The organism is Phyllobacterium sp. 1468 (assembly GCF_031455525.1).
Lineage (GTDB): Bacteria > Pseudomonadota > Alphaproteobacteria > Rhizobiales > Rhizobiaceae > Phyllobacterium.
The window spans coordinates 251,105-267,307 of record NZ_JAVDSX010000003.1 but is presented as its reverse complement, the minus strand read 5'-3'; the positions used below and the strand labels follow the sequence as shown (position 1 = coordinate 267,307).

13 protein-coding genes are annotated in these 16,203 nt (G+C 53.8%); 2 read left to right on the top strand and 11 right to left on the bottom strand.

Going from position 1 to position 16,203, the window contains the following annotated elements; genetic code table 11:
• The first annotated feature begins 112 nt into the window (after nucleotides 1–112).
• Nucleotides 113–1,114, top strand: a complete 1,002-nt coding sequence (locus J2X72_RS10465) for a GDP-L-fucose synthase (RefSeq protein ID WP_310071601.1) — start codon at nucleotides 113–115, stop codon at nucleotides 1,112–1,114.
• A gap of 77 nt (nucleotides 1,115–1,191) precedes the next feature.
• On the opposite strand, the gene J2X72_RS10460 is transcribed toward J2X72_RS10465, so the two are convergent.
• The 6 genes from J2X72_RS10460 to J2X72_RS10435 all read right to left on the bottom strand — a co-directional run bounded on the left by J2X72_RS10460 (nucleotide 1,192) and on the right by J2X72_RS10435 (nucleotide 8,663).
• Nucleotides 1,192–2,466 (bottom strand): polysaccharide biosynthesis/export family protein, encoded by a 1,275-nt coding sequence (locus tag J2X72_RS10460; protein WP_310071599.1) that lies wholly within the window; start codon nucleotides 2,464–2,466, stop codon nucleotides 1,192–1,194.
• 8 nt (nucleotides 2,467–2,474) lie between these two features.
• Nucleotides 2,475–4,643 carry a polysaccharide biosynthesis tyrosine autokinase gene (locus tag J2X72_RS10455; RefSeq protein ID WP_209997994.1) on the bottom strand — a complete coding sequence of 723 codons (2,169 nt, stop codon included), beginning with the start codon at nucleotides 4,641–4,643 and terminating at the stop codon, nucleotides 2,475–2,477.
• Between the two features lie 45 nt (nucleotides 4,644–4,688).
• A complete protein-coding gene (locus J2X72_RS10450) occupies nucleotides 4,689–5,480 on the bottom strand; it encodes a response regulator transcription factor (RefSeq protein WP_209997995.1) in 792 nt (263 codons plus the stop codon).
• A 422-nt stretch (nucleotides 5,481–5,902) separates the two neighbouring features.
• Nucleotides 5,903–6,562 carry a PIG-L deacetylase family protein gene (locus tag J2X72_RS10445; protein WP_209997996.1) on the bottom strand — a complete coding sequence of 220 codons (660 nt, stop codon included), beginning with the start codon at nucleotides 6,560–6,562 and terminating at the stop codon, nucleotides 5,903–5,905.
• Nucleotides 6,559–7,371 (bottom strand): sugar phosphate nucleotidyltransferase, encoded by an 813-nt coding sequence (locus J2X72_RS10440; RefSeq protein WP_209997997.1) that lies wholly within the window; start codon nucleotides 7,369–7,371, stop codon nucleotides 6,559–6,561. Before J2X72_RS10440 ends, J2X72_RS10445 begins: the two co-directional genes overlap by 4 nt.
• Complete coding sequence (locus tag J2X72_RS10435; RefSeq protein WP_209997998.1) at nucleotides 7,368–8,663, bottom strand: methyltransferase domain-containing protein; 1,296 nt, start codon at nucleotides 8,661–8,663, stop codon at nucleotides 7,368–7,370. Before J2X72_RS10435 ends, J2X72_RS10440 begins: the two co-directional genes overlap by 4 nt.
• Nucleotides 8,664–8,979: 316 nt before the next feature.
• Here J2X72_RS10435 and rfbC point away from each other — a divergent pair, with 316 nt between their 5' ends.
• Complete coding sequence (rfbC, locus tag J2X72_RS10430; RefSeq protein ID WP_209997999.1) at nucleotides 8,980–9,519, top strand: dTDP-4-dehydrorhamnose 3,5-epimerase; 540 nt, start codon at nucleotides 8,980–8,982, stop codon at nucleotides 9,517–9,519.
• Here rfbC and J2X72_RS10425 read toward each other — a convergent pair.
• The 5 genes from J2X72_RS10425 to J2X72_RS10405 form a co-directional block, all read right to left on the bottom strand.
• On the bottom strand, nucleotides 9,516–10,844 hold the full coding sequence (locus tag J2X72_RS10425) for a DUF4910 domain-containing protein (protein ID WP_310071586.1): 1,329 nt from the start codon (nucleotides 10,842–10,844) through the stop codon (nucleotides 9,516–9,518). The genes rfbC and J2X72_RS10425 overlap by 4 nt on opposite strands.
• Before the next feature lie 27 nt (nucleotides 10,845–10,871).
• Entirely contained in the window at nucleotides 10,872–11,942 is a 1,071-nt protein-coding gene (locus tag J2X72_RS10420) for an NAD-dependent epimerase/dehydratase family protein (protein ID WP_310071583.1), read from the bottom strand.
• 163 nt (nucleotides 11,943–12,105) lie between these two features.
• A complete protein-coding gene (locus J2X72_RS10415; RefSeq protein ID WP_310071580.1) occupies nucleotides 12,106–13,443 on the bottom strand; it encodes a DUF4038 domain-containing protein in 1,338 nt (445 codons plus the stop codon).
• Nucleotides 13,436–14,806 carry a glutamate-1-semialdehyde 2,1-aminomutase gene (locus J2X72_RS10410; protein ID WP_310071577.1) on the bottom strand — a complete coding sequence of 457 codons (1,371 nt, stop codon included), beginning with the start codon at nucleotides 14,804–14,806 and terminating at the stop codon, nucleotides 13,436–13,438. The genes J2X72_RS10415 and J2X72_RS10410 overlap by 8 nt, the downstream gene beginning before the upstream one ends.
• A gap of 99 nt (nucleotides 14,807–14,905) precedes the next feature.
• Nucleotides 14,906–16,120 (bottom strand): glycosyltransferase family 4 protein, encoded by a 1,215-nt coding sequence (locus tag J2X72_RS10405; protein ID WP_310071574.1) that lies wholly within the window; start codon nucleotides 16,118–16,120, stop codon nucleotides 14,906–14,908.
• Between the last annotated feature and the right edge of the window lie 83 nt (nucleotides 16,121–16,203).

Here is a 16,203-nt window from a genome sequence, read left to right as displayed (position 1 = left end):
CCAATAACTCGCTTCCTCCGACTGCATTTCACGAGTGTGCAATGGACCATCACGGCCCACATTCGCTGAGCTGTCGTCGACAAGCGAACCATCATCCACGACGAAAGGCGAAATGATCTCCATGGTTGAGTCGGAAAATCACCACTTCGATCTCCGGGGTAAACGAGTTTGGGTAGCGGGACACACCGGTCTTGTGGGCTCGGCACTGACACGGCGGCTGCAGTCCGAGGGTTGCGAACTGCTTGAAGTTACCCATGATGATCTCGATCTGACGCGACAACTGGAAACGGAAGAGTGGATGGCTAGCGCGCGTCCTGATGCCATTTTCGTCGCTGCGGCGAGAGTTGGCGGAATCATTGCAAATTCGACATACCCTGCCGATTTTCTCTACGATAACGCGATGATCGGCATGAATATCATGCACGCGGCCCACAGGCTTGGCGTTCAGAAATTGTTGTGGCTGGGGTCGAGCTGTATTTTCCCCAAATATGCCGATCAACCGATCCAGGAGAGCTCTCTGCTGACCGGCGCGCTGGAGCCAACCAACGAAGCGTATGCGATTGCAAAGATCGCTGGCCTCAAGCTTGCCGAAGCCTATGCGCGACAATATGGGCAGAATTTCCTGACCGCGATGCCGACAAGTCTCTATGGCCCCAACGACAATTTCGATCCGCAAAACTCCCATGTTCTTCCAGCCCTCATCCGCAAGATGTATGAGGCTAAAATCTCGGCAAGCCCCACAGTTGTCGTGTGGGGTACGGGGACACCGAAACGCGAATTCCTGCATGTCGATGATCTGGCTGACGCCTGCGTATTCATCATGAAGCAGTATATTGGGCCCGAATTTATCAATGTCGGGTCGGGACACGAAATCTCGATCCATGATGCCGCGATCTTGATTGCGAAGATTGTTGGCTATGACGGGTCCATCGTGTTCGATACATCGAAGCCGGACGGTACACCGCGAAAGCTGGTCGATCCTACACGCTTGCAGGGTATGGGCTGGAAGCCCAGCATCGACCTCGAGACCGGACTGACCGATCTCTATATGCGTTGGCAACAGTCGATGCTCACATCAACCAACGTCGCGCCGATTGCTTCGGCCGCACGCTAGAGCAAATTAATACCAGGGATAAAAAAGCAGCCAGGTCACGACCTGGCTGTTTTTTAAAAGGACCGCTTTTGGCCGACCTAACCGGGCGGATTGATGCTGTTCGCTGCCACATCTTTCGGAACAGCCAATTGAGCCCGCAGGATATCGCCCGCCTTGATCGGATCGTGTTCAGTCAGCTCCGATTCCTGATACTCACCGTTAACAATCCGCGCGACGGAGAAAGTCAGCCTCACAGACTGGTCGCGAGTCGTTGCGCGCTGTGCCGTCGCGCCAATCTCAGCCATCGTTTGGACGATGAAGGCCAGTCGCTTTCTCAGTCGAATGAGATCCAGCTCGATGTCACGCAGTTGATTGGCGGCGTCGTTTGCCCGCTGCTCGTTCAGAGCTAGCAGGCGCTGCCCGATAGCGTTCTCGTTTTGCCTGGCCCGTGCGAGAAATGAGCCGAATTCAAGGGCATCGCGGCGCATGGCGGAAAGTTGCCTTTGGCTGTCCCTCAATGTCGACTGTGCCGTGAGCCCCTGCGATACAAGCTTCTCGGAAGATCCCACGTTCTGTTCCAGAAGAGAAATTTCCTCGTTACGAAGCTTGGTACTTTTTTCTAGCGTATCAATCTCTTCGCGATAATTCTGTTTCTGGTCCTGAAGAGCTTTTTCTTCGCTGTGCAAGGCCGCCAAACGCAAATCGAAAACCCGACGCTCGGCGTCGACCACCTGTTGGCGGGCCGGCAAATCATCAGTGATGGTTTCCTTGTCCAGAACGTATTCAAACGGCTTTTCGTCGAGCTCCGCCTGGAGGCGCGCACGCCTCACTTCTTGGGCGAACAGTTGTAGAGACGTGTCCGAATAGTCCTGACGCGCAGTGACCAGCTGGGTCCCTGCTGTGTCCATCTTGTCCGACGCTTCTTTCAAGCCACCGCTCAGTGCGAACAGTTCGAGCGCAATCATACCGGGACGAAATTCATATTTACCCGGCTTCTGAACATCGCCAATAACAAACACTGGCGCATATTCCTTCATCGCCACGGAGACTGAGAGCCCCGGAATGTGTTGAAGCAGCTTCTGGCTTATGGTGCTGCTGATTTCCGCAATGGTTTGATTTGCAACGGGGATATTGCCAAGAATGGGATATCCGATCGTTCCTTCGACGCTGACGGGAAATGTGCCTGACAGTCCAGTATCGCCGTAGACGGTGATCAGGAGGACATCGCCCGATGCAACTTTATAAGGCTCGTCCGCCCACGCCGCCGAAGTCATTGGCGACAACAAGAGGATCGAAGAAAACGCACAAGCGGTCATCAGCTTGTTGATCCGGTGAGCAAATCCCGGGCGGCTATTTTTTTGTTTGATCAACATCGTCGACCTCATGCCTTTGCGGTGGAAGAGCGGGTTTTTGCGTAGTCAGCAAGCTCCTTGACGACGCGCCCGGAGACGAATTTGGCCGGAGCAAGCGGAGCGCTCAAGGCGACCGGGCCTCTGCTTTCGTGGTCGCTGTTGAGAACGATACCGCTGACTTTCCGGCCGTCGGCGCGTAGTTTCGTAACGGCGGTCACAACGTCCTCCATCTTGGCGACGTCACGACGCACGACCAATACCGTCGTATCGGCAAGCGACGCCGCACGAATGGCATCCGCGCTGTTGGAAATTGCGGGCGTATCAATAAGAACGATGTCGTACTGACGCTTGAGCTCTGCGATCATTTTGGCGAATTGCTCGTGGCCCAGCAGGAATTCTGCCGGAACTTGGCAGGTCTGCGTCGCCACAAAGTCGATTGACGATTCCGCGTCGTGCTGCACCGCCGCTTCCAGTGTATGCCGGCCACGGATCACCTCTTCCAGATAGGGACCGAATTGATCGCCGAACTCATGGGCCACCATCGGATTCCGGAAATTGGCGTCCACGACCACAGTCCGTATCCCTGTGGCTGACAGTGACCTCGCAAGGCCCGCCACAATCAACGTCTTGCCTTCCTGGTCGCCGGCGCTTGTAATAGCAATTGCCCGCGCCGCCTTTGTCGATGCCGACAATAATAGCTGTGCCTGAAGGTCGGCGATCGCACGGCCGAAGCCCGAATTGCCGTCGGTAACCATTCGCGCGGCTTCTTTCCGCTCCCGAACCGACAATTGAGGTATCCGGCCAATAATGGGCAGCCGCACCGCTGCTTCGAGAGCCGCGCTCGATCGGATGGATTTATCACGCATTTCCATAAGAAACGCGCCCGCCATGCCGAAACAGATGCCGCCAATTCCGCCCAACGCAAGCCATGACGAAAGACGTGGACTTACCTTCGACCTTGCCGGAACAGCACGCGAAATCATACGCGCTTCGGCGGTGGCGATACCGTCCTGCTCGATCGTTTGTTTGTAACGCGTCAGGTAGCTTTCATATATCGCACGGTTTGCCGAAGCTTCGCGATCCAGCTGATCGGCCTGGACAGTAGCCTTGTTGGCCGTTGACATGCTGTCTTGTAGCTCTTTCAGATTTGCCTCAACCGACGCTTGCTGAAGGTGCGTGACATTTATCTCGTTTCGGAGACTATCCAGAATTTGTTGAACCTCCACGCCGATCTGGCCTTTCAACGATTCAAGCTGCGAGTTAAGCTGTGGAAGCTGGACGCTTTGAGTTGCCCCGCTCTCCTTGATTTGCTGAATATTTCTCTCGATCCGGGATTGTTCCGTCCGTAGTGCCAAGATGGCAGGGGAATTGAGAATCTCCGACAAAGCCACGCCAGAATTATTCTTTGACGCCTCGATTGCGGTTGAAAGCCGGGCTTCGGCACCTGCAAGTTTTCCCCGAAGGGTCGCGAGTTCGGCATTCAACGCAGCAATTTGCTGTGACTGCAGCGTCATGCCGTTGGCCTTCACCAGTCCTGATTGCTCGCGAAAATCGGCTGCCGCGCGCTCAGATCGTTCTAGCGTTGCCCGCAGGCTGGAGAGCTTTCCACCAAGCCAATCACTAACACGGCGCGTGGCCGAGGTTTGCAAATCGATCTGATAATTGAGGTACGCTTCACCGAAGGCATTCGCGACAGCAGCCGAATATTCCGGATTATTCGCGCGGTAACTGATGTAGATCGTGTATGATCTGCCGTCATTGAGAACATTGAGATTTGACAGAAGCTCGTCAATTCTTGCCCGATCGGAGGGCGTTTCGTCATCTGTCGCGACAAGGTTTCCCTGGCCGGGCACAACGATTTTGCCCTTGGAGTCAAAACCTTGACGGTCGAGGTCGGCAAGTACCTTCTCGGCCATGGAGCGCGAGCTGATAATGTCGAGTTCCGTCCGCAAAACAGGACTTTCCTGCGGAAGCGGTGAAACGACCGATTCATTTGGAAGCGCCTGCAATTTGCGAACGTTTAAGGCCAAGATCGCTTCGGAGCTGTATTTGGCCGGGGCGTTCATATAGCCCATTATCGCCAGCCCCATACACACAACAATGGCTGATAGAACTGTAAGCCATCTGTTCAGCAGGAGCGAAAGGATTCGCGACAATGGCATTCCGCCCTGCGGGGGCAAAACCTCAGAAACGATCATGATCAATACCTCTGAAAATCAGATATCGGTTAGCAGGTAGGCCGTTCAGAATCTGGATTCATGCGGAATCATGTCGCTAATTTTGTACGCAACCTCCGTCCGATTAGTGGCGCCCAGTTTCTTCATGATATTGCGAATATGGACCTTTACCGTGCTTTCGCAGAGGTTGAGCTCATAGGCGATAATCTTGTTTGCCTTGCCACGACGGAGACCCTCGGCAACGGCGGACTGCCGCGCTGTAAACGAAGTGGTGATGTGACGAAACTCGTCGCTTCGGCCGCCAAGGAGCTTACGCAAAGTTAGAACGCTACTTGCCGGTACGAACTTTCCACCGGCGATTGCCAGTTCAATGGCCTGCATGCAGATCTCGATACCAACCGTTGTGGGGATGTAACCACGAACGCCGAGCTCCAATGCCTTCAGAATAAAGGTCAGATCGTCATTGTCGGCAACGACAACCACAGCTGCAGTCTGGAAAGTCGCGACAAGCTCGCTGATTTCAGCAGTTAGATTGGCATCGTCCAGCGTGCGATTGCCAGTGTTGATCAACACGGCGCGCAAATTGGATAGTTCTTTTTTAGAGGCTTGCCATTCTTCCAGGCTACCGAATGTAAATACTTTGAGGCCTATGTGATGGTTGATCAAAGCCTGAGCGAGACATTCGCGTTCCAAAGCACGCTTATCGACGATAGCCAAGTAATCTTCTGTACTGTATTTTTGGAATTGACGATTACCGCTGTATTTATCGTTGGATTGTTGGCTGTTATTTACAATGATCTCGCGATCATATGGCTCTTGTTCATTGTTGCCCAAACGGGATGGATGAATATTCTCCATTGTATTAACCCCAATTTTTATCTTTTGTTGCGAGTTGATCTATTGAACGCGCATAAACACGTCCAGCCGCACTTCTTTTTCACGAATATTAATTTACGCTCTTTATTTGTTAGTGTCTTTAATCCTCTTATAATTCCTTCGATGGTAAAAAATTTGACGGTGTAGCCAGCTATAGCCCGATCCCATAGGCTGGATTAATTCGTCGAGGGTACCTATTAGTTCGTTTCCTCCGCATCTGCCGAAGAACTAAACATATAAAGAAAGGCTTATACTTGAGATTTATGCCGCTTGGAACGCTCAAGGGTGCAAACGCAGTGATTCGCGTCGCTTTAAACACGTGATTCGTTAGATTCTAAAATGTGCTCAGAATAGAAGAGCGGCACCCTGCATTTGGGATGCGAAGCGGCTCGAGCGGCCGAGTGTTACCCTATGGTCAAGGCCAATTTGCGATTTGTGAACGCTTCGGCGAAGCGCTCCTCGGCACGGCATTCCATGCCCCGTAGACGGGCCAAGCCTTTGAATGTCAATTCATCGAACCAGTCTTTCGAGCGCTGTGTCCCGAAGTGCTCGAGAAGAAGTTCGGTCTTCCGGTCCATGATCTTGGACGGCAAGGGCATATATGTATTGTGCTGCACGAGATCCCCGTCCCATTTTGGAATTTCATATTCGAGCACAAAGTGATTGCGGAAGACGTTGGTTGTCAGACGGTTCACTTCCCTGTGATCCTGGTGGCCGTCGTCGCGTGCGTGCGTGAAAATCACGTCCGGCGAGACGCGTTCGCGTACGGCATTGAGCCATTGCTTGATCTCGCGCGACTGGCTAGGGAAATAGCTGTCTTCAAATTCGGCAAGTTCGATATTGCTCGTGGCGGCGCCTTCAAGAAAAGCAACGGCTGAAGCATTTGCTTCACTCGCGCGGATCCCGGGTGCGCTGAGCACACACCAGTGGACGTCAAGCAGGACACCATCGGCAATAAGGCGCAGGATTGTCCCCCCTGCGCCTATTTCGATATCGTCCGAATGCGCTCCCAGGCAGAGGACAGAGAGACGCTCTCCGCGTCTCGCCAAAGGCAATTGCTTCATAACGCCTTGACCAAACGGATGTTGGAGCCGTCTTTCAGTGCGCCATGAGCTGTCCAAGGCATTTCACCGCGCTCAACCATTTCCTGCAGAGCCTGCCAATCGCGCAGCGTATCCATTGAACGCCAGAAACCCTCATGCTTGTAGGCCATCAACATGTCGTCTGCGATGAGCCGACTGAAAGGTTCTAGTACGAGTTCTTCAGATTCCCGCATATAATCGAATATCTCGCCACGGAAGAGGAAGTAACCACCATTTATCCAGATGTCGGAACGGTCAGAGGAGCGGAACTCGCGCACACGTCCGTCTTCGGCTATGTCCGCCAGATGATATGTAAGCGGTGGGCGAACGGCGAGGAAGCATGCGATTTTTCCGCTGGCTTCAAACTTTTCTATCATGTCGTCCAGATCGACATTGCTCAGGCCGTCACTATAGTTGGCGAGAAATATCTTTTCGTTTCTGACTTGATTGCGCACCGCCCAGAGGCGCTCGCCGATGTTGCGCCAGATACCCGTGTCGATGAGAGAAATGCGCCAATCTTTTTGCGAATCTCCCAACACCTCTACGTTGCCATCACCCGTGACCACGCAATCCGAAAACGTCTGCGGGCGGCAATTCAGGAAAAAGTCCTTCACTACGTTGGCTTTGTAGCCAAGGCAAAGGATGAAATCATCATGTCCATAGTCCGCATAGTACTGCATGACGTGCCGCAGAATCGGCTGAGAGCCAAGCGGGATCATGGGTTTTGGAACGTTTTCCGAATATTCGCGAATGCGGGTGCCCATACCACCACAGAATAGAACAACTTTCATGGCTTGAGCTCCTTAGGGTCGATGACGGCAACACTTGGAATAGGAACAACAAATTTCGCGCCCCATTCCTGGACATGCCGCATCTGTGCAACGATCTCGTCCTTGAGATTCCAGGGCAGGATCAGGATGTAGTCTGGTTTCACCAGGTCGATGGCTTCAACCGGTTCGATCGGTATATGCATACCGGGTGTATAGCGGCCGTGCTTGTAAGGGTTCCTGTCGACGGTAAAATCGAGGAAATCGGTTCCGATACCGCAATAGTTGAGCAGCGTATTGCCTTTACCTGGCGCGCCATATCCGCAGATCGTCTTGCCGGCCTTTTTCGCTTCAATCAGGAACGATAGAAGCTCACGCTTTACCTGGCGGGCATTCTCTACGAACGAGGTGTATATCTCGATCCTGTCGAGGCCTGCATCGATCTCATTCTTCACAACTCGGGCCACACTTGGCTGAATGGGACGCTCACTAGCCGCATGCGCGAGGTGAACGCGCAACGAGCCACCGTGCGTGCCGAGTTCTTCTACATCAATGACCTTCAGCTCGTGCCGTTCGGCCATGAGTTCGATTGTGAGAAGCGAGAAGTATGAAAAGTGCTCGTGATAGATCGTGTCGAACTGATTTTCGGCGATCAGTTTTTCGATATGAGGAAACTCCAGGGTGATAACACCTTCGGGCTTCAACAGGATTTTCATGCCGGCGACGAAATCGTTGAGGTCCGGCACCTGCGCCAATACGTTATTGCCGGCGATGAGGTCCGCGCGCAGTCCTTCATTCACCAGCGTCTGAGCATATTTTTCGCCGAAAAACTCCACACGAGTCGGAATACCCTTTTCAATAGCCACCTTGGCGACATTGGCCGCCGGCTCGACGCCGAGCACGGGGATGTTCAACGGAAGGAAGTGCTGAAGCAGGTAACCGTCGTTGCTGGCAAGCTCGACGACAAGGCTATCGCGACCAAGCTGGAGTTGCTCTGCCATCTGATGGCAGTATTTCTTCGCATGTGCGACCCAACTGGTGGAATAGGAAGAGAAATACGCATATTCTTCAAAAATGGCCTGCGGGCTGACATATTCGCTTAATTGCACCAGCAGGCACTCTTCGCAAACATAAGCGTGGAGCGGGTAGTATGCTTCCATAGAATCGATCAGTTCGCGCGGAACGAAGCTCTCACAGGGAGGCGACATTCCGAGATCAATGAAAGTGTACTTCAAACCGGTGCCGCACAGGCGACAGGAATGTTTTTTGTCGCTTGGGCGGTTCGCCAATAAGAGAGTACTGGTTTGAATATTCATGCCTTGGCTCCTGATCACCACGTGTGTTCCCCTGTCCGCATGAGATTCTCGGGACAAGCGGCATCCTCAGGCTATGAAGTTACGGCCTTCAACACGCGCGGGCGATATGACAATGCGATCAGTGGGCTCATCCGAACGGTGGAACGTCTCAATGTGGTGTCCGTCAAACGGAGTGTAGCCCTTGCTGCTCCCTGGGCGTTCAATCCACGTGGCAGGAACATTGGCGATGCGTGGCCTACCTCTTATTGTGACTTTCGCGTGTACGCGGAGTTTGACAAAATTGGTGGTTCAGAAATGGTCTAATGAGGCGAACAGAATGAGATTTACCGAGACGGAACTGAATGGTGCGTGGCTTGTCGAGACGTTGCCGATCTCGGACGCACGTGGATCGTTCGCCCGAACGTTTTGCGTAGACGAGTTCAGAGAACATGGACTCGAAACAAGATTTGTTCAGCACAGCATGTCGCATTCGGTAACCAAGCATACTTTGCGAGGTATGCACTTTCAGACGGCACCGCACGCCGAGGTGAAGGTGGTCTCCTGCATAAGGGGCGCAATACTGGACGTGATCATCGATCTTCGCCCTCACTCCCCTCAGTACCGGCGCTGGACTGCCTACGAACTTTCCGACAGCAATTGCCGGCAGCTCTATATCCCGAAAGGATTTGCGCACGGTTTCCAGACGCTGTGCGATGACGCGACCGTCTCTTATCTCATATCGGAGTTTTACGACCCGCAGGCCTCGACCGGTGTTCGGTGGAACGATCAGGCGTTTGCAATCGACTGGCCAGCGAAGCCAACCGTCCTGTCTGACAAAGATCAAGCTTGGCCGCTGATGGACGCCTCACCCGCCTAAGCTTGTTCCGGCGCCTCGGCAAGCAGGCCGTTTGCGAGCAGCAACTGCGCGGCCCGGGCGATATCGCGGAAGGACATGTTGGACTTCTGTGCGATATCGAGCAACGTGTGACTGCCATCTGCCAGATTGAGCACCCAAAGGTATCCCATGGCGGTTTCTCCGGCAGACTTATCGCCGCCTAATGCGGAGTAAAGACCACGCCTGCCAAGTTGCGGCTCGCCTTTCGGGAAAAGATTAATCGGCGTCCAGTTCATCTCCAATATATCGATCGCATCCATGATCATGCGATAGGACGAGCCCAGATGCTCCGGCGAGATGAAATCCAGATTGTCAGCAGATGTGTGATATTCTGGAAATGTTCCAAAGGCGCTGCGTTGGAAGAGCCCAACGGGAAGATTGAATCCCGGCGAACAATATTGGCGTTCGTCATAGCCGTATGGGCTGAAATCGCTAATCTTACCCTGTCTGCCGTCCGCGTTCAGTACGTATTGCATTGCCTGATCAATGAGGGTGTTGCCCCGGCGGCTTCGCTTGTAATTGGGTCCGCCGCCATCTCCGACGCAGGAAACGATCAGCCCATGGTCGATCCGTGAGATCTGGTCTTCATTGCCGGCAAGCCACGTGAGCGCACCGATCGTGCCTGGTGCAAAAAGAAAGCGATAATTGTAGCGTGTTTTGCGTGTACGTAACGCTTTGGCCAGACAAGCCAACAGCGCCAGACCGGAACAATTATCATTGGCGAGTGATGGATGACAGATATGGGCGGAAAGCAGCACATCTCTATCTGACTGACCCTTGTGGACATATTCGCCATAGGTCAAATGTCCGTCACGCTTCTCGGAATCAATCAGAACTTCATATTCGCCTTCCTCCAGCTGAAGGAGCTTATTGTGCGCCATGCACACGCCCCATTGCTCGCTGTAGTAGGACGTTCTGTAGGGAATAAGGTCCGGCTGTTCGGGCAAGGTATGGATGTGCGTTTTCAATTCGCTGAGGGGCATCGTCCGTCGCACAGCCGCACTGTATCCCAGGATGTGCAGATTATTGTCAGCGAAGTCGAGAACCTTCCGGCCAGACGGGTCCTTGATATAGGCGTCGCGGATATTCCATTCCTGAGGCACCGTCCAATCAAGCGCCTGTGTTCCGGTCGGGACCTCGTATTGGGTCAGATCGATATGCTGGCCGAGGACTTGCAGTGTTTCACGCACGCCCTCCCCGGTTATGCTCCGGCAGATCGGGAAAAGCCGGGCGGCGAGCGCGTAGATGCGGATTCCCACATCAACCTCGACGTCGCCCGTCGTCCTGATTGTATCAAACGATACCATAAAGCTGTTCATGGCAGACACGGATGGTCATATGACGGCATCGGCCAGGGCCGGATGCCGAGATGACGACGGAATACGACGTAGACTCTGGTTCAACGTGCCCTCGTCCAGCGACTTCCGAATGTTGCTGATGCGTTGATAGCGGGGGCCCTCGAATTCCTGAAGGGTCAAGCCGGTGCTCATGTAAGCAGCATGCAACTGTTCTGCACCGGCCTTTGCGTCCCAGACCGGTTTGAATGCTGGCAGAACCCGCGCGATTTTTTCGAAACTTACACGATAGGAACGCGTGTCCGGACCCGCATCATCTGCAAATTCTAGCCGGCAACCGGGCACGACCTGCGCCACGATCTCTGCAATTTCCCGAATGCGGTAATTATGCGCCGACTGGCCGACATTAAATGCTTCGTTGTGTACCTTGTCCTTGGGCGCTTCCATAGCAGCGAGGAATGCGCGCGAAATATCTTCGATATGGACGATCGGACGCCAGGGCGAACCGTCGGATTTCAGCAGGATGACACCTTCAGTGACCGCCCAAGCGACGAGATTATTCAGGACAATATCAAATCGCAGCATCGGAGACAGACCATATGCGGTCGCAGGCCTCAAATAGACAGGTGTAAACTTGTCGTCGGCGAGCTTTGCAATGTCCTTCTCGGCAAGCACTTTGGACGAGCCATAGGCCGTAACAGGGTTGAGCTGTCCGGTCTCGTCTATCATACCCTCGCCCGACTTACCGTAGTTGCTGCAGGACGAAGCAAAGAGAAACCGGGAAACGCCAGCCTTCTTCGCCGTTTCAGCAAATTTCACGCTGCCGCGATGGTTGATTTCATAGGTGATATCCGGATTGAGATTGCTGAGCGGATCATTCGACAATGCCGCGAGGTGAATAATGGCGTCGAAGCCTTTGAGGTCGCTTACCGTCACGTCGCGTACATCCTTGCAGACCCCCGGAACCTCGGCGATGGCGCCCCCGGGGGCGTAGGAACAACTGCGGTAAAGCTCGGCGTCGTAGCCATGAACCTCATGGCCGGCTTTCATCAGGAAAGGCGCCATGACCGTTCCAATATAACCGCGATGCCCTGTCACAAGTACTTTCATTGTGTATCGTCCTTCTACGCACAGATGTTTTTCTGGTAAACGGTACTTGCGGGCGGGCAGAACGGCGAGAGAGGAGTTCGGAGGATCATCATCGATACGAACTACACTTTCGGCAAATGTGCTACGCCTTTTGTCCGATGTAGTTGTCTGAACGCTGACGCTCTCAGTCGGTATCGCTCAGCAGAAGGAGCCAGTCCGAAAAGCCTGCCGAATTTTGTGCCTGTGGGGACTCGAATGTGATGGTGTCTTCGTTGGAGTCACTTTTCGCGATCGCTTCACTGAATTGCCCGGATGCAGGATCGAACCAGCGAGCGTGCTGCTTTGTTGGCGCTAGCGCTGCTTTGTCGAGGATGACGCTGTTCCGGTCGGACAGGTAGATCACTGCAAGATTACCCTTCGCCGAGCGACTGCCAATAACATACCCGGGAAGCGGCGGATCCGGCGCAACGAGAAGTTTCCCCTGCTCCGGTTCGAGTGTCCACCAGGCGATAGCGTCGAAGAACGTCTTGAGATGACTGATGTTTTGGGCACCGCGGCTGGAAAGAGCTTTCTGCCAGGTTACCGGGCGCGGGAAAAGAGCCGGACCAGCAAAATGCCAGACCGGATTGTTGCCAAACACCTGGCCGGCGGCTCCTGAAAGAATTGCGCCATATGCGATCTCCCGAATCATTTGTTCGGTTGTGTGGTGCTCTCCTTCATATAAGCCTTCGATGAAAAAGAACGGGCGTGTTTGTCCCGAGAGATAGCGTTTCAGAGTGGCGGTGCGAACATCGCCGTAAGTGTAAACCGTATCAATGCCGAGCCATTGTTCGTCCCAACTGTGAAGAACATCCGTGTCCCGCCCCGCATGCACCGTTTGGAGAGCTTCAGGATTTGTCTCCTTGATTCCCTCTGCAAGCGCATCCACCAAGGTTTTTGTTGGCGGGTCCCAATCGCCGCCTTGGACCCAAATGATGTTTTTGAAGTGCTGGTAACGCTGACCGAGATAGCGCCCATATGATCGGAGTGCCTCCGGCCCCGCATCGTGCATTTCCTGATACCAGCCCTGGTCACCGCCATTGGTTCCAAGGTAGGCCGGTGTCAGAAGTACTAAAAATCCCCGTTCTCGAGCGCGCTCCAGAATCCAGTCTGCATCAGCAAAGTAAGCGTCGTTCGGCTTTGCGAAGTTTCCGCCGAGGGCAAACGGAGCATGTTTATAATAGTTTCGCGGGGCATTTCGACTGAAGCGATGCTCGATCAGTGAAACCAGAATCGTGTTAAAACCTCGACTCTGACGATCGGCGAGATACATGTCCGCGTCCTCGCGCGACAAATCTCCGATCAACGACCACGCGGCATCGCCTGTCAGAAGAAATGGGCGACCTGATGCGTCCTGGAGATAGCGATGGTTTTCGGATATCTGGAGGGGAAAAGCCGGCTGCTGTGCCTGGGCAACGAACGAGCAACACATCGCCGATACAAGAACCAGCCAGAAGAATCTTTTTTCAGCCCAGTCAGGCATTGCCCGCTAGTTCCAGCGCGCGTTCGGCGACCGGCGGTCTGTTAAAACGCCGGAATACGACTTGCGATGGCTTGCCTACGAGATAGTTGTCAACACCGTTCTCCAGAGCTTGCTTGTAGATACCAAGCGCCCCATCGACGGCATCGACCGTGCGCGCAACGTCTTCATCGCTGTGCGTATAGCTGACTACCAACGACGGCATAAGCACGCCGCGTTTGATGGTTTCCTGCAGGAACAACGTCCGGAATGCTTGAGACGGTGTCTTGGCTTGATCCAGGGCGGCATAAGCGAGGCAGCAGGATCGGCCGGTTATCCGGAAATATTCATTAAGATTGTGACGAGCGACAACTTGATTTATGCCCGTACGCAGAGCGTCACCTTGACGGTACAGGTGTTCGATGACGGGCTCGTCTTGATAGATGCGCATCGTGGCAATGGCGGCTGCCAATGCATGTGTTTCTGCGCCATGAGTTGTGGAAAGCAGGAATACGCGCGGACTAGCCGTTTGTTCAAGCCCGCCAAGTTCCATGTATTCGCGTTTGCCAGCAAGCGCGGAGACTGAGAATCCATTGCCCAGTGCTTTGCCGAAACAAGACAAATCAGGCTCAATGCGATAAAGTTGCTGGGCTCCACCTTTGTGCCAGCGAAAACCTGTGATCATTTCGTCCAGAATAAACAAGGCCCCGTTGCTGTGGCAAAGGTCCCGCACTGCATGAAGGAAATTATTCTTCGGATCGTCGCCGCGCGACGGCTCAAGGATTAGCGCCGCGATTTTCCCCGGAAACCTGTTGAACAGCGCGCGTACGCTATCGAGGTCATCATATTTGAAACTGACGGTGAGCTTCTGCACGGCATCGGGGATGCCTGCGTTCATCTCGGTGTCACCGATGAACCAGTCGTCTGTCGAAAAAAATGGATGATCACCGCAGCGTGCGATCATATCCCGCCCGGTTACCGCTCTTGCCAACCGGACCGCGCCGGATGTTGCATCCGATCCATCTTTGCAAAACTTCACCATCTCCGCTCCAGGGATGGTCTCGAGAAAGGTTTCAGCACACTCCACTTCTATGTCGGCAGGACGGGTGAAATTGCAGCCAAGCTGCAGCTGACGTGTCGCTGCCTCCAAAACGGGAGCGTATGCGTGGCCTAGCCCAACGGAACGGTTTCCCATTCCGTATTCTATGTATTCATTGGCATCGACATCCCATACGTGGCTACCGGAACCTTTGGCTATGAAGCCTGGCGACAGTTGCGGATATTGATCGTCACCCTTGGCATAGGTATGTGCGCCCCCAGGAATGACTTGGTGGGCAAGTGCGCGGAGGCGGCTTGATTCCTCGAAATTCTTGATAAGCTCTGTCATTTGCCCAACCTTGTTGACATCTTGGCCAGCACAGCTGGCGATAAAACGCTGAGCGAAATTATGGGGGTTTTAGGCCACATTTTCACTTCGGCAATTCAGTTACGAGAAAGAGCCAAAAGGCGTAGAGGGGTACCGCTCTCTCATAACACGCAACCAGTTCTTGACCGGCCGTGGCACGTAAGTGCGCAAGCCGGAACGAAGCCCCCGCGGGAAAGCCCAGTCACTCAGATCGAGCGGAGCGGCTATAGCTGGCCTGGTCGCAACAACACGATGGATGACGTGATAATATCGCTTGGCCATTCCTTCAAAAGTGAATGCATGTTCGGCTGCCTCTGTCGCGGCACACGAAGCGCTGGCGAGTTTGGCTGGATCGACATTGAGTTTTGAGACTATCCGTGCTGCCTCAGCATAGTCACCGACGGGAAAAAGAAAGCCGCTTTTCTTATCAGCAACGATAGTATCCGTCACACCTTGTATATGCGAAACAATTGGCACGCACCCTGAAGCCATCGCTTCGATGAGGGTCATCGGGTAGCCCTCGAACCGGGACGGCATGATTAGAACATCATGATCCAACAACAGTTGTGGAATGCGATCCGGTTGAATCGCCCCCAGAAAGGTTACTCTCTCCTTGTAATGCGACAGCTTTCTTCTCAGTTGCTCAAGGTCGGGTCCATTGCCAGCAATCGTCAGGCTCACCGATGCGGGCGAGTTATCCATAATACCGGGCAACCAGAACACACCCTTCGACGCATCCTCGATGCGGCCGAGAGAAAGCATTTTAAGGCCATGTGCCCCACGAGAAACACGTTTGTGACCCATGAATGGTTCAATATCGATGGCGTTGGCGATTACAAAGGTACGTTGCTCGTCAAATTTGTACTTCTCTATCAGATCGCGACGACAGCGCTCCGATACGCCAATCGTAGCGTGGACATGGTCCTTGATAGCTGTAGCCGCTGCATAGGTCCCCGGAGTGATATTGTGAACGATCATGATGCGCATAATGTCGGCAGGCAGATAGCGCGCGATGTTCATCTGGATGCGGTCAGTCAGAACGTTGACGAATATGCCATCGAACCCACCGCTCTGCACAGCCGAGGCCACCAATCTCGCCTGTTCCTGTTCATCTGCCGCTTCTGGCGCTTCCACCATGGTGCCGAAAGTCGCCTCGGATTGCCATTCTGGCAATAGAGGATCGCCGAACCCGAGCCAATGCACGTCTATCCCGTGCGTCGCCAAACCTTTGCGCAATTGCTTGAAAACGGTGTAGGTGCCACCGAGGTGCGGACGAACAAAGTACGCGAACTTCATGGGCATTGACCTTCAAACTGTCCGACGCTTGCCGCCGAAACTCAATTGAAATCATCATAGAGCCAGAAGACCACAGAGCAGAA

What these genes read in the sequence shown, in the direction of transcription:
- J2X72_RS10460 (WP_310071599.1), bottom strand. Translation starts at nt 2,466, where the DNA reads ATGTTGATCAAACAAAAAAATAGCCGCCCGGGATTTGCTCACCGGATC.
- J2X72_RS10465 (WP_310071601.1), top strand. Translation starts at nt 113, where the DNA reads ATGATCTCCATGGTTGAGTCGGAAAATCACCACTTCGATCTCCGGGGT.
- J2X72_RS10440 (WP_209997997.1), bottom strand. Translation starts at nt 7,371, where the DNA reads ATGAAAGTTGTTCTATTCTGTGGTGGTATGGGCACCCGCATTCGCGAA.
- J2X72_RS10450 (WP_209997995.1), bottom strand. Translation starts at nt 5,480, where the DNA reads ATGGAGAATATTCATCCATCCCGTTTGGGCAACAATGAACAAGAGCCA.
- rfbC (WP_209997999.1), top strand. Translation starts at nt 8,980, where the DNA reads ATGAGATTTACCGAGACGGAACTGAATGGTGCGTGGCTTGTCGAGACG.
- J2X72_RS10455 (WP_209997994.1), bottom strand. Translation starts at nt 4,643, where the DNA reads ATGATCGTTTCTGAGGTTTTGCCCCCGCAGGGCGGAATGCCATTGTCG.
- J2X72_RS10425 (WP_310071586.1), bottom strand. Translation starts at nt 10,844, where the DNA reads ATGGTATCGTTTGATACAATCAGGACGACGGGCGACGTCGAGGTTGAT.
- J2X72_RS10435 (WP_209997998.1), bottom strand. Translation starts at nt 8,663, where the DNA reads ATGAATATTCAAACCAGTACTCTCTTATTGGCGAACCGCCCAAGCGAC.
- J2X72_RS10405 (WP_310071574.1), bottom strand. Translation starts at nt 16,120, where the DNA reads ATGAAGTTCGCGTACTTTGTTCGTCCGCACCTCGGTGGCACCTACACC.
- J2X72_RS10415 (WP_310071580.1), bottom strand. Translation starts at nt 13,443, where the DNA reads ATGCCTGACTGGGCTGAAAAAAGATTCTTCTGGCTGGTTCTTGTATCG.
- J2X72_RS10420 (WP_310071583.1), bottom strand. Translation starts at nt 11,942, where the DNA reads ATGAAAGTACTTGTGACAGGGCATCGCGGTTATATTGGAACGGTCATG.
- J2X72_RS10410 (WP_310071577.1), bottom strand. Translation starts at nt 14,806, where the DNA reads ATGACAGAGCTTATCAAGAATTTCGAGGAATCAAGCCGCCTCCGCGCA.
- J2X72_RS10445 (WP_209997996.1), bottom strand. Translation starts at nt 6,562, where the DNA reads ATGAAGCAATTGCCTTTGGCGAGACGCGGAGAGCGTCTCTCTGTCCTC.